This is a genomic window from Shewanella rhizosphaerae, from assembly GCF_019457655.1.
GTDB lineage: Bacteria > Pseudomonadota > Gammaproteobacteria > Enterobacterales > Shewanellaceae > Shewanella > Shewanella loihica.
Window position 1 is genome coordinate 1,927,758 of the sequence record NZ_CP080420.1, and the last position, 13,598, is coordinate 1,941,355.

Annotated in this window: 8 protein-coding genes; 4 read left to right on the forward strand and 4 right to left on the reverse strand. The window is 56.3% G+C overall.

The features are described 5' to 3' along the window. Nucleotides 1-218: 218 nt before the first annotated feature. The 4 genes from K0I63_RS08685 to K0I63_RS08700 form a co-directional block, all read right to left on the reverse strand. Entirely contained in the window at nucleotides 219-3,122 is a 2,904-nt protein-coding gene (locus tag K0I63_RS08685) for a TonB-dependent receptor (RefSeq protein WP_258406975.1), read from the reverse strand. 476 nt (nucleotides 3,123-3,598) lie between these two features. Continuing rightward, nucleotides 3,599-4,606: a LacI family DNA-binding transcriptional regulator gene (locus K0I63_RS08690; protein ID WP_220083159.1), complete on the reverse strand. Its 1,008-nt coding sequence runs from the start codon at nucleotides 4,604-4,606 to the stop codon at nucleotides 3,599-3,601. A 23-nt stretch (nucleotides 4,607-4,629) separates the two neighbouring features. Further along, nucleotides 4,630-5,964: a glycoside-pentoside-hexuronide (GPH):cation symporter gene (locus K0I63_RS08695; RefSeq protein ID WP_220083160.1), complete on the reverse strand. Its 1,335-nt coding sequence runs from the start codon at nucleotides 5,962-5,964 to the stop codon at nucleotides 4,630-4,632. A gap of 14 nt (nucleotides 5,965-5,978) precedes the next feature. Continuing rightward, nucleotides 5,979-7,337: a GH1 family beta-glucosidase gene (locus K0I63_RS08700; protein WP_220083161.1), complete on the reverse strand. Its 1,359-nt coding sequence runs from the start codon at nucleotides 7,335-7,337 to the stop codon at nucleotides 5,979-5,981. Between the two features lie 214 nt (nucleotides 7,338-7,551). Here K0I63_RS08700 and K0I63_RS08705 point away from each other — a divergent pair, with 214 nt between their 5' ends. The 4 genes from K0I63_RS08705 to K0I63_RS08720 all read left to right on the forward strand — a co-directional run bounded on the left by K0I63_RS08705 (nucleotide 7,552) and on the right by K0I63_RS08720 (nucleotide 13,593). Then, a complete protein-coding gene (locus K0I63_RS08705; protein WP_220083162.1) occupies nucleotides 7,552-8,811 on the forward strand; it encodes a sugar MFS transporter in 1,260 nt (419 codons plus the stop codon). Next, nucleotides 8,808-11,429, forward strand: coding sequence for a glycoside hydrolase family 3 protein (locus K0I63_RS08710; protein ID WP_220083163.1), 2,622 nt, complete (start codon nucleotides 8,808-8,810; stop codon nucleotides 11,427-11,429). Before K0I63_RS08705 ends, K0I63_RS08710 begins: the two co-directional genes overlap by 4 nt. Before the next feature lie 27 nt (nucleotides 11,430-11,456). Continuing rightward, nucleotides 11,457-12,389, forward strand: coding sequence for a fructokinase (mak, locus tag K0I63_RS08715; protein ID WP_220083164.1), 933 nt, complete (start codon nucleotides 11,457-11,459; stop codon nucleotides 12,387-12,389). Between the two features lie 319 nt (nucleotides 12,390-12,708). Further along, entirely contained in the window at nucleotides 12,709-13,593 is an 885-nt protein-coding gene (locus K0I63_RS08720) for a DMT family transporter (protein WP_220083406.1), read from the forward strand. The last annotated feature ends 5 nt before the right edge of the window (nucleotides 13,594-13,598 follow it).

Genomic DNA, 13,598 nt, shown 5'->3' on the forward strand with positions numbered 1-13,598 from the left:
TAAGTTGTCATTCGATTGGTGTAAGCTGATGAGGTGTTTAACGCTGCTCTATCTCATGTCATGTCGATTTTGAGACGTTAGCGTCAGTCATCTGCCTAGTTTGGATGCGAGACTTGATTGCTGTCGATGCAGATAAAAAAAGCCGCGGCGGGCGCCGCGGCAATGACCTCATCCAGGGGCGTTTGCCCGGGACTTTCTTCTTACCTCAATCGATAGCCTTAGAAGCTATAACGTGCGCCGATGGAGTAACGGGCGGCGTTTTGCTGTGCTAGCAGCATCTGCTCTTCGTAACGACCGTAGACGCGTTTCTCCTCACCCAGAATATTGATGCCTTCGGCGAAGATAGACAGGTTGTCGGTGAGCTGATAGCTCACGCTCATGTCTAGCTGACCATAAGCTTCGGTGAACTGAGGGGCTGGGCCACCGGCTTCGGCCTGACCCATACCAGAGAGGAAGGTGTCACGCCAGTTGTAAGCCAGACGTGCCTGCACGCCGTAGTTCTCATAGAATACCGAGAAGTTGGCCGAGTCCGATAGTCCGGGTAGAGCGAACTGCTCATCGACGCGCTCCACGTCGTATTCTGTATCACCGTCAACCAGAGTGTAGTTGGCGGCAAAGCCAAAGCCTGTGTCCCAGAACCAGTGCTGCCACGCAAACTCAAAGCCGTTGATGTTGAGATCTTCGACGTTGTTGGGCTTGCTGATGTTCCACTCGGCCACAGGATCGCTGCCTGACTGAGGCACGCGGCCGTTGGCATCGCCATAACCGTTGTCGATCAGCCACTGGAACACGGCCTCATCGCTTGGGGTCTCATTATTGGCAATGAGCTCTGCACGGGCTTGCTCTGCGGCGGCACCAATGTATGGGTCGCGCAGATGATCGTATTCCACCGTCTCTATGGTGTTCATCAGGAAGTTTTCCACTTCCTTGTTGAAGTAACCCACAGACACATAGCTGGCATCGTCATAGTAGTATTCCAGTGACAGATCGATGTTTTGCGAGCTGAACGGCTTAAGCGACGTGTTACCGGCAAAACCGGTACGCGAACCTACCTTAGGAATAGGCGTCAAGGCTGTGGTTGCGCGCATCGAGGCCAGGGTAGGACGTGTGATGGTGCGGCTGTAACTGAAGCGCGCGATCACGTTTTCCACCATCTCCAGGTTGATATCCAGGTTTGGCAGAAACTCTTTGTAGTCATGGGATTCATGGCTGTAAGAGAAGTCGTCGGCATAGACGGTCTGCCACTCGGTTGGGTTGAGCCACACCAGCTGCTGCGCCTCTTGCTGCATCGAACTGGCGGTGACATCGGTTTGCTCGTAGCGTAGACCCGCCACGATATTCAGCGGCATGTTGTTAAATTCGCTGTCGATGTTGATCTGGATATACGCAGCTGTGGTGTCTTCCTTGATCAGGTGGTCATCTTGCCACGGCGCTGACACATACTCCACATCGTACAGTTCCTGTGCCTTATCCATGGCTGCCTGCTGATCATAGCTGTAGTAGTAGGGGATCAACATATCGCTGCCGCCACCGCTAAAGTCAGACAGGAAGTCTGAGCCCAGGCCGACGTAGCTGACATCGTCTTTCCACAGCCCCATGTTGCCATACCAGCCGGCGCTGATCGGGCCTGTGTAAGAGCCCTGGGCGTGGGTTTCCATCGAGGTGAAAGAGACACCAAAGTCAATGGAGGATAGGGCGTCGTTGTTCTCATTTACCCATCGGCCGTCAAACTGATACTGATTGACGTCGGTTTCATTGCGACCGGCGCGTACTCCGGCAAACAAGGAGGCATAGTGCTCGGGCAGCAGGTGCGGCTCGCCGTTAGGATTCAGCGTGCCGTAGTTGGCGCCAAGCAGCGGGATCTCTGTGCTGGTGGCATCATAGGTCTTATCGGCGATGTTTAGCGCGCCCAGGATGAAGAACTTGTTATCGGCGTTGTCACCCAGGGTGCCTTCGGCGGTGGCGTTAGAGTCGTGGGCATCGAAGCTCAGCGTCAGGTTGTCGCTCGCTTGCCACTTGATGTTGAAGCCCAGGGACTTGTTGATGTTGTCCGAGGCGTTTTGCTGCATGGTGCCAGAGTAGTCGCCGCCCACTTCGGTCACATAGTCGAAGGTGCCGTTTTCATTGATATGGGCGTAGGTGGCATTGCCTGGACCCGAGAACCACAGACCCCAAGTGTCGGCATTGGAGACATCTGAGAGCTTGGAGTAGGTGTAATCCAGCGTCATCTCTATGTCATCGCTCGGGGCGTACTGGAATACCAACTGGGCATTGGTACGCTCTCGCTCGGTATCCTGGCTGGCAAAGCCTATGTTACGGGCATAGAAGGTGTTGCCGTAGGGATTTTGGTTTTCGTTAACGACCACGGCGTTAGGGTTCAGCTCGCCATCTATGTTCTGACGCCAGCCATCTATGGTGGCGCGTTTGGTGTTGCTGTCACGCTTCTGATAAGAGGCCGTTAAGCCCAGGCCCAGGGAGTCATCCATAAAGGTGTTGCTGAAAATGCCTGAGATCTCAGGGGTGACAGAGCTGCCATCTTCCACACTGGTGTCATGATGGGCTTTAACCCCAACGCTGGCCACCAGATCCCGCGTATCGAAGGGGCGGGCGGTGCGGATGTTAATAGTCGAGCCAATGCCACCCGAGCTGATGTCGGCTTTGCCAGTCTTGTAGATCTCTACGCTGCTTACCGCATCGGAGGCAAGGTTGGCAAATTCGAATGAACGGGTAGACTCACCGGCCACCTGAGCGGTGGGCATGGTGCGATTGTTTAGCAACACCAGGTTAAAGTCGGGGCCAAAGCCGCGTACCGTTACCTTGCTGCCTTCGCCGTTGACACGGTCGATAGACACACCCGTGATACGTTGCAGCGATTCGGCCAGGTTAGTGTCGGGGAATTTACCGATATCTTCGGCGGAGATGGCATCCACAACACCGGCGGATTGACGTTTAAGTTCCATGGCCTTGGCCTGTGAACCGCGTACGCCGGTGACTTGGATAACTTCAATATCGCCGTCAACCGCAGGGGCTTCTTCGGCAATGGCGGGTAGGGCAGACAGCAAGCCCAGCACCAGGGATACACTGGTGGCTAGCTTTGATTTTTTGAATTCTAATTGTTGCATCAGGTTCCTCTCCCAGAGACCCTCGGCTGCGATGCAGCTCGGGACGCTATTGTTGTAAAGCTTACAGGTTTGCATACCACTTCGCCTGCAAGTATAAATGTAAGCGCTTACATAAATTAAGATGATGACGTTTTCATGTCAACCATTTGTGGGGTAAATGTTTAAAAAATGTTTACATTGGCGGTTTGAGATGCTTTGAATGGAGGATTTTAACTCTCTGTATTTTAATCAAAATCTTTCATTTTTGGCGGTTGTTAAGATTTACTAAAAATAATGTAAGCGCTTTCATTGTTGTTACCGTTAAGGCGTTTTTTCGGTGTGTTTGTTTGGCGCTAATTTAGAGTGTGTCGACTTGAGGACCAATCTTTCGAGTGGGATTAGCCTTTAGGCTTACCTTAGTGAGGTAAGCCTTCTGAGGAGAGTTCTGTGTGTTGGGTTTTATCTGGTTAAGCTATCAATTCGCTAACGACGTAAATCTATCTTGTCTCTAGGCGCTGAACAGATTCACGCACAACCAATTCGGGTTCGAAACGGTGGCTGAAGCTGACCTCGCGATTGTCATACACCTCTTTTAACACCCAATTGGCGGCCATGCGACCCATGTCCTGTATCGGGTTGCACACTGTGGTGAGCTTGGGGGAGATGTAACGGGGGAAGGGGATATTATCGAATCCCACGAAGGAGATATCCTGCGGTACCCTTAATCCGCGCTCCAGACAGAGGGCGATGGCTCCCGATGCCATCTGATCGTTGGCGCACACCACGGCGCTGAATGAGCTGCCACGTTCGAGCAGTGCCGCCATTCCCTCGTAGCCGCCTTCTTCGGTAAAGTCGCCCTCGAAAAACAGGCTATCGTCGAAGCTCAGCCCTTGCTCTGCCAGCGCCTGCTTATGGCCCTCGAGGCGCTCCCTGGCATCGAGCTTAAATAGTGGGCCCGAGATGTAGGCGATCTGTTTATGGCCATGTTCGACCACATGACGACTGGCGAGCAGCCCGCCCTGGAGGTTATTCAGGTGTACGCAGCGATCTTCGATGCCGTCCACATGGCGGTTGATCAGCACCACTGGAGTCGAACCGCGGCAGAGCTCCTGCAGGTACTCATTAGAGAGGATCTCGGCGTCCACGATCAGGGCATCACAGCCACGGGAGAGCAGAAACTCAACCGCGTCTTTTTCCTGGGCGGCGTCGCTGTGGCCGGCGGCAATGATCACATGCTTGTTGGCCGAGCGCAGCGCCGATTCGACTTCCCGCATCATGGGACCATAGAAGGGACCATCGAGCTGAGACACTAGCACTCCGACGCTGTTAGAGCGATTAGATGCCAGTGACTGGGCGATGCTGTTTGGGCGGTAGCCCAGCTGCGCCATGGCATCGTGGACTTTCTGACAGGTCTTCTCGCTAACCTTGCCTGTGTTGTTGACTACCCGGGAGACGGTCGCTAGTGACACGCCTGCCAGGATGGAAACGTCATAAATTGTGGCCATAAGAGCTGGCTTTCCTTGAACTGCTATGTGCCTGAATGTTTTTGTTCCAGCGCCAGACTGATCTGTGCAACCCGGTGACTGTCTAGTGTATAGCGTCGCATGATAAAGGCAACCGCGATCGACGCCAGCGCCGGATACAGGGTAAAGCAGAGCACCATGCCATCCAGGGTCTCCTGGGATTGAACGGCATCGGCCTGATAACCGTAGGCGGCCAGCAGCCAACCGGCTAAGGCGCCGCCTATGGCCAGCCCCAGCTTGATAAAGAAGATCACCGAGGAGTAGACCAAGCCCGTGGTGCGTACTCCAGTCTTATACTGGCCATAATCCACGGTATCGGCCATCTTGGCCCACAGCAGCGGCGTGCCCATGTTGATGGTGAAGTTCCAGGCGATATAGAGCACCAGCGCCAGCAGGTACTGATCGCTGGGCACAAACCAGGCGAGCAGACACAGCGCCGCAGCAATCAGCTGCAGCCGGATATAGGCCTTGACCTTACACACCCTGTCGGCGAGCTTCTTGGCCAGCCCAACCCCGAAGATGTTGCCTATCACGCCACTGGTGACGAACAGGCTGATCATCTCTTCGCGGCCGAGCACATATTTCACGTAGTAGATGGCGAGGGTGGATTTCAGCACCAAGCCGGTTAACAGGAAGATGGCGGCGGCGGAGAGCACCCGCCACTGATCGTTGGCCCATAGCGCCTTGGTAGCGGCCTTTAGGTTGTCGCGGTTGTCATCTGTGGTGAAATCACGCTCCTTGGTGCCTGCAAAACAGAGTAAGAACATCAGGGTACCTAGAATGCTCATGGCCAGTATGGTGAGCTGATAGCCCTTGGCCTTATCGCCCGCGCCAAAAAAGTCCACCAGAGGCAGGGTGAGGGCGCTGACCATGAGTCCACCCAACATGGCGAACACGAAGCGATAGGATTGTACCGACACCCGTTCGGCCGGATTGGTGGTCATCGCCGCGCCCAGTGCGCAGTAGGGGATATTGATGGCGGTGTAGGCCAGCATCAACAGGGCATAGGTGATGAGGGCGTAGATCTCCTTGCCACTCTCGCTCAGATCAGGTGTGGTGAAAGCCAACACGCTGATGGCGGCGAAGGGAAAGGCAAACCATAACAAATAGGGGCGGTAGCGCCCCCAGCGGGTGTTGGTGCGATCCGCCAGATAGCCCATCAGGGGATCGGTCACCGCATCCATGATACGCACGGCCAAAAACATGGTGCCGACGAAGGCGGCGGAGATCCCAAATATGTCGGTGTAGAAAAACGTCAAAAACAGCATGACGGTTTGAAATACGATGTTGCTGGCGGTATCGCCGAGCCCATAGGCAATTTTTTCTCTGACGCTCAACATGGCGACCTCCTTTATTATTTTTGGCTCATCGCGCGCCTGTGTGCAAGCATTCTCTGATATGCCTTGGCACTGGATTTGAGGGTGCGCTGCTGGGTGTCGTAGTCCACATATACCAGACCGAAGCGTTTGCGGTAGCCTTCGGCCCACTCAAAATTATCCATCAGACTCCAGGCAAAATAGCCTCTAACGTCTGCGCCGTCGTCGATGGCCTTGTGTACCGCCAGCAGGTGAGACTGCAGGTAATCGAGTCGCATCGGGTCGTGCACCTCGCCATCGCGAAGGCAATCGTCCTCGGCGGCGCCATTTTCTGTGATGTAGATGGGCGGTAGGGCGAATTCGCGCGACAGGTCTTTCAGGAGCTCGGTAAAGGCGCCGGGGCAGATCTCCCAGTCCATGGCGGTACGGGGCACGTTGGCAATGCGCACATCCTCAAAGCCCAGCTCACCGCCGGCCTGATAGACGTTACGGGTGTAATAGTTGATGCCCAGGTAATCCATGCTGGCCTGAATGATCGCCATGTCACCGTCTTGTACGGGGGGGTGTTCGTCGCCATCCAGCGCGGCCAGAATATCGGGATAACGCCCCTGCATCAGTGGCATCAGATACCAGAGGTTGTGATACTCATGGGCTAGTTGCGCGGCGCGCACGTCCGCTTCGCTCGGGCTGTTGGCGTAGGCGGGACTGAAGTTCAGCACTATGCCGGCTTTAGCACGCGGCGCCCCTTGGCGGATCTCCGCCATGGCCAGGCCATGGGCCAGCAACAAGTGATGAGCGGCTGCCCGGCCTTGCTTGCGGCTGTTATGCCCCGGGGCGTGAATGCCAGCCTCATAGCCAAGATAGGCGCTGCAAAATGGCTCGTTCAGGGTCGAGTAGGCATAGACACGCTCGCCGAATGCCTGCACCACCACCCGGGTGTAATCGGCGAAGGCGAGGGCGGTCTCCCGGTTGAGCCAGCCACCTTTGTCTTCGAGGTGTTGGGGAAGATCCCAGTGATACAGGGTCACAAATACCTTGATGTTGCGAAGGTTTAGCGCGTCGATTAGGCCAGTGTAGAAGGCGATGCCTTCACGATTGACGCTGCCATTTGGGTGCAGCACCCGACCCCAGGAGATAGAGAGGCGATAGGCATCCACGCCGAGAGAGGCGATCAGGCTGACATCTTCGCGCCAAAGGTTGACATGATCGCAGGCCACCTCGCCATTGGACCCATCGGCAATCTTACCCGGCTGGGCACAGAAGGTGTCCCAGATACAGGGCTGACGGTGGGCGATGTCGCCCTCAATTTGAAAAGAAGCGGTTGCTACCCCGAACAAAAAATCCTGCTGCATCATGGCGGAATCACCGGGCAGGGTGAAAGCTGGTATCTGTGTCATTGTTGTTCTTGTCCTGAATCTACCCCTTGTTTTTACCGTCTTGCCCGCCATCGATGTCAGTGCATTCAATGATTGAGAGGGCAAAATAGGTTGACAAGGGTTAACGTAATGTTAAAAATGAAAGCGCTTACATTAATCTAGTGGCAGAACCCAAAAAGGTCAACAACCAATCAGGTTCACACTGCTCAAAGCAAGAATTTAGAGGGGAGAGAAGATGGCAACCACACCTAGCCAAAGCGTTGCGGCCACGGGGACCGACGGTGGAGCGGCAAATTACCGTTTCGCTCTGGGTTCATTAACCACCTTGTTTTTTATGTGGGGCTTTATTACCTGCCTAAATGACATTTTGATCCCGCATCTCAAGGCGGTCTTTAGTCTAAATTACACCCAGGCGATGCTGATCCAGTTCTGCTTCTTCGGCGCCTACTTCTTGGTGTCTGTGCCCGCGGGAGTCTTGGTGAAACGCCTGGGTTATCAAAAGGGAATAGTCGTTGGGCTGCTGACGGCGGCGCTCGGCTGCGGTCTCTTTTATCCCGCGGCAGTCTCGGCAAGTTATGGGGTATTTCTTGGTGCACTCTTTGTGCTTGCCAGTGGCATTACCCTGTTGCAGGTGGCGGCAAATCCTTATGTCACGGCCCTCGGCGCTGCCGAGACAGCGTCGAGCCGTCTGACCTTGACTCAGGCGTTTAACTCTCTGGGTACCACAGTCGCGCCAGCCTTTGGCGCCATGCTGATCCTGTCGGTTGCAGCCGGCGCCTCGGTAGAAGCCGAGGCGGAAGCGGTGAAACTGCCTTATCTGCTGCTTTGTGGCATGTTGCTGCTACTGGCAGTGGTGTTTGCGCTGCTGAAGCTGCCTCATATTCATGACCAGGAAGATGAAGCACTTGGGGGAGATGCAAAGCCAGCCTCTGCTCTTCATCATCGTCATCTGGTGCTGGGCGCCATAGGGATCTTCGTCTATGTGGGCGGCGAGGTGGCCATCGGCAGTCTGTTGGTGAGTTTTCTTGGGCAAACTCATGTGGCAGGCATGGCCGAAGCCGAGGCGGCCCACTATATCGCCTTCTACTGGGGCGGTGCCATGGTCGGGCGCTTCATCGGCGCGGCCGTGATGCAGAAGGTGCCGGCGGGTAAGGTGTTAGGTTTTAATGCGGCCATGGCGGCGATATTGGTCGTGGTGGCCGTGATGAGTCAGGGCGCCTTGGCCATGTGGGCGATTCTGGCGGTGGGGCTATTTAATTCCATCATGTTCCCGACCATCTTTAGCCTGGCGCTGAAAAATCTTGGCCCTGTGACGGCTCAGGGGAGCGGTATTCTGTGTCTCGCCATCGTGGGCGGCGCCGTGGTGCCACTGGCCCAGGGGGCGATCGCCGATGTTGCTGGCCTGTCTATCTCCTTCCTGCTGCCCGTGCTCTGCTACGCCTACATTCTTTTCTATGGCCTGAGTGGCTCTAATCCTTCTAAGGAGCGCCCATGAAACTGAGGTTATCACGCACCGCGGCTCTTATCTGTGGTGTGCTGGGGTTGAGTAGTGTTGCTACCCCAAATTTGCTCGCCTCCACAAACAATCAAGCTGAAACTGCGGGCAATAAGGCATCAGCGGCAACAAGAAACATAAGCCTTTGGCCACAGGGCGTGTATCGAGCGCCCGTGGATGCCGCACTGGAGGCCAGGGTCGATGCGCTGCTGGCCAAGATGAGTCTTGAGCAGAAGGTGGCGCAGGTGATTCAGCCCGAGATCCGCGATTTTAATGTCGAGGATATGCGTCGGGTCGGCTTTGGTTCCTACTTAAATGGCGGCGGCTCTTTTCCCGCCAATAACAGCCATGCGACAGCGGGGGATTGGGTAGCACTTGCCGATGCCATGTATCAGGCGGCCATGGATACCCAATTAGATGGCATTGCTATCCCGCCACTGTGGGGCACTGATGCGGTGCACGGCCATGGCAATGTGTTGGGGGCTACCCTGTTTCCCCACAATATCGGCTTAGGTGCGACCCACAATCCGGCGCTCATCAAAGCGATTGCCGCGGCGACCGCCAAAGAGGTGCGCGCCACAGGTATAGACTGGGTGTTTGCCCCTACGGTGGCACTGGTGGACAATCTGCGCTGGGGCCGTAGCTATGAAGGCTATGCCAGGGACCCAGAATTGATCGAGCGCTATGCCCAGGCGTTTGTTGCGGGCATGCAGGGGGAGGGTGATGCCTGGCTTGATGGCGCCCATACCCTGGCAACCGCTAAACACTTCATTGGCGATGGCGGCACAGAAAATGGCGATGACAGGGGCGATACCAAGGTGGATGAACAGACCCTGATCACGCGTCACGCCCAAGGCTATGTGGGCGCGCTGGCTGAAGGAGTACAGACGGTGATGGCCTCTTTCAACAGCTGGAAGGGGGAAAAGCTTCATGGCAGTCACTACCTCCTCACAGAGGTTTTGAAACAACGCCTTGGTTTCGATGGTGTGGTGGTCGGCGATTGGCTGGGCCATGGCTTCGTGCCCGGATGCAGCTATGAGCAATGCGCCGCGGCCATCAACGCCGGGGTGGATATTTTGATGGCGCCCGGTGACAGCTGGAAGGCGCTCTATCCCAACACCATCGCCGACGTTAAATCGGGCGCCCTGCCGCAGAGCCGTCTCGATGATGCGGTGAAACGTATTTTGCGGGTGAAGCTGCGTGCAGGGCTGTTTGACGGCATATCACCGTCGAAGAGGCCACTCGCCGGCGATGCCAGCTGGATTGGCCATCCGGATCACAGGGCCCTTGCCAGAAAGGCGGTGGCCGAGTCTTTGGTGCTGCTGAAGAACAATCCCGTAGATGGCAAGCCTTTGCTCCCCATCAAGGCATCGGCCAAGCTGCTGGTGATAGGCGAGGGCGCCGACGATATCTCCATGCAGGCCGGCGGCTGGAGCATGACCTGGCAGGGCACGGAAGTCACCAATGCCGACTTCCCCGGCGCCACCACTATTTTTGCCGGCATCGCCAGCGCCCTCAAAGCAGCCGGCGGTGAGGCGCGCCTCAGTGTCGATGGCCATGTCCCCGATGATTTCGAGCCGGATCTTGTTTTGGCAGTATATGGTGAGTCGCCCTACGCCGAGGGCAATGGCGATCTGGACAATCTCGAGTATCAGCGCGGTGATAAGCAGGACCTGGCCATGCTTAAAAGGGTTAAGGCCGCGGGGCTACCTCTGGTGTCTGTGTTTCTGTCGGGGAGACCGCTGTGGACCAATCCTGAGCTGAACGCATCGGATGCCTTCGTCGCCGCCTGGTTGCCGGGTAGCGAGGGGGCTGGCGTGGCGGATGTGCTGATAGGCGATACGAATGCCAAACCCAGGCAGGATTTTGTGGGTCGGCTGCCATTTCCTTGGCCGGCTGCGCCTGGCGATGACGGCTGGCCGCTCGCTAACGACGGTGAGAATGGCGCCGTAGGTCAGTCAAAAACGCCGCTGTTTGCACTCTGGCAAGGCATGAGTTACCAGCGCATCGAGGCGCTTGCCAAGCTCGATGAGTCCATTGGTCTGGATGACGCTCCCCTGAGCCTGGCGATTTTCGATAAGGCGATCAAGGCGCCCTGGCACCTGGCGGTTGGCGATGAGACCGGCATGCACAGGGTTGGGGCGGGTCTGTGGCAAGCGGGCGCCTGGTCGGTGAGAAGCATTAACCGTGAGGTGCAGGAAGATGCACGCCGCTTCAGTTTCGGCGCGCCGGGGAGTTTAAGTTTTCGCGACGACTTCTCTATGGATCTTCGCCGGTTTAACCACAAGAGCGCCGTGATAGGGTTTGACGTCGCGCTGGAGAAGAAACCAGCGAAAGCCGAGCTGTCGATGCAGTGCGAGGGGGCCTGTGGTAAGACATTGAACCTTGCCGACACTCTGGTGGCCGATGGTCAGTGGCGGCGTTATCAGGTGCCTATTGCCTGTTTTGCACTGGATGTGAACGCCCTTGGGCGTGTGTTTAGTCCCATGGTGCTCGCCATGGGCGCTGGCGATAGCCTGGAGCTGTCCAACGTGGCCATCGAAGAGGTTCAGGAGCGAGGCAGCGACCTTGCGCCATCATCCATTTTACTGTCTGACTGCGGTCAGGATGCATTCTAACTAAGTTATCTGTATTGGGAGAGCGGTATGTATCGCAGCGGAATCGATCTGGGGGGCACCAAGATAGAGTTGGTGACCCTGAACGAAAATGGCGAAGAGGTGTTTCGACAGCGCGTCCCCACGCCCAAGGACTATCTGGCTACCTTGGAGGCGGTCGCCGCTCTGGTTCACGCCTCTGAAATCGAGACGGGCCAGGTATCTAGCATAGGTATAGGCATTCCGGGTGTGGTCTCCTCGGTTACTGGTCGGGTAAAAAACTCTAACGCCGTGTGGCTCAACGGTCAGCCTATGGATAAGGATCTGGGGGCCATGCTACAGCGTGAGGTGCGTATCGCCAACGATGCTAACTGTTTTGCGCTCTCCGAGGCGGTAGATGGCGGCGGCGTCGGTAAGGCGGTGGTGTTTGGCGTCATTCTCGGCACCGGCTGCGGTGGCGGGATAGCCATCCACCACAAGGTACACGGCGGCGGTAATGGCATAGGCGGTGAGTGGGGCCACAACCCCTTACCCTGGATGACGCCAGAGGAGTTCAACTCCACTCAATGCTTCTGCGGCAATGCCGACTGTATCGAGACCTTCGTCTCCGGCACCGGCTTTGTGCGGGATTTTCGCGCCCATGGCGGTGAGGCGACTAGCGGTATCGAAATTGTCTCCTTGATGGCGCAGGGCGATCCGGCCGCCGAGGCGGCCTTTGGTCGTTTCATCGATCGTTTGGCTCGGGCACTGGCGCATATGATCAACGCCTTAGATCCCGATGTGATCGTGCTGGGGGGCGGTGTGTCGAATATTGACCTTATCTATGAGTACCTGCCAGCGCTACTACCCAAGTATGTGCTCGGCGGCGAGTGCGCCACGCCCGTGGTGAAAAACCGCCATGGCGCCTCATCTGGGGTTCGGGGCGCCGCCTGGTTGTGGGCGCCGGGTGAAGATACTCGCTTGCCCTCGTTGGCGGCGAGCTGAAAGCGGCTTTGTCTGTGTAAGGTTAGTACTACGTAACTGACCATCATTTTTCTGTCTGTCTCACCTCAAGGATGAGGGGCTTTTGTACTTGTGTTTTTGGCGCTCAGTCTGATTGTGGCGCCTTTTTTTTATGCCTCATGAATCCACTTTTCTATTATCTGCACCGCTTGCTAATCGTGGCTTGACGGCCCACTTTCCTTTCTAGCGTCTTGACTGTTCTGTTTTTTATGTTGAACGAAGCGTTGTAAATGTTTAGGCCGCTCGGCAGAATAACGGATTGCCTTTGGCGTAATGGAATGGGGGATGTGTGGCAAATTTGATGTTATTGGTGGCGGCAGCCATTTGGGGCCTAGGCTTTGTCGCGCAGCGTTTGGGGATGGATCATATCGAGCCATTTGCCTTCAACGGCCTGCGCTTCGTGATTGGCGCGCTGAGTCTGCTGCCACTCATCTGGATGATTAAACGTAAGGGCAGATTAAAGGGCGTTGCCGATAAAGATTTTTTACGCCGGGTCCTGATTGGCTCCCTCGCTTGTGGTGGCATCTTGTTTATCGCCGCTTCCTTTCAGCAGGTGGGCTTGCTGCACACCACGGCGGCTAACGCGGGTTTTATTACCGGGCTCTATATCGTGTTGGTGCCTGTGCTCGGCCTGCTGCTGAAACACAGCACTGGCACCAATACCTGGGTTGGCTGCGCCGTGGCGGCGGTAGGACTCTATTTCCTGAGTGTGGGCGATGATTTCAGCATCTCTTATGGCGATGGCTTACAGCTGATTGGCGCCATCTTTTGGGCCATGCATATCCTGGCGGTGGACCATTTCACCAATAAAGTCGCGCCAGTAGTGCTGGCCTGTGGTCAGTTTTTGGTGTGCGCCCTGGCAAGCTTTGTGGTGTCGCTGGCGCTGGAAACCACCACAGTGGCAGGCGTTCAGCAGGCTTGGGCGGCGCTGGCCTACTCGGGGCTGGTCTCGGTCGGCGTAGCCTATACCCTGCAGGTGCTGGCGCAAAAGCACGCCCATCCAGCCCATGCGGCCATCATCTTGAGTCTAGAGACGGTGTTTGCCGCCATAGGTGGCATGATGTTTCTGGGGGAGAGCCTCTCCGGCCGGGCGCTGTTTGGCTGTGGCTTGATGCTGCTGGGCATGCTAATCAGCCAGTTGCCGCTGCGCTATCTGGTGAAATCCAGGCACGAAAAAGCGGCATGACTGCC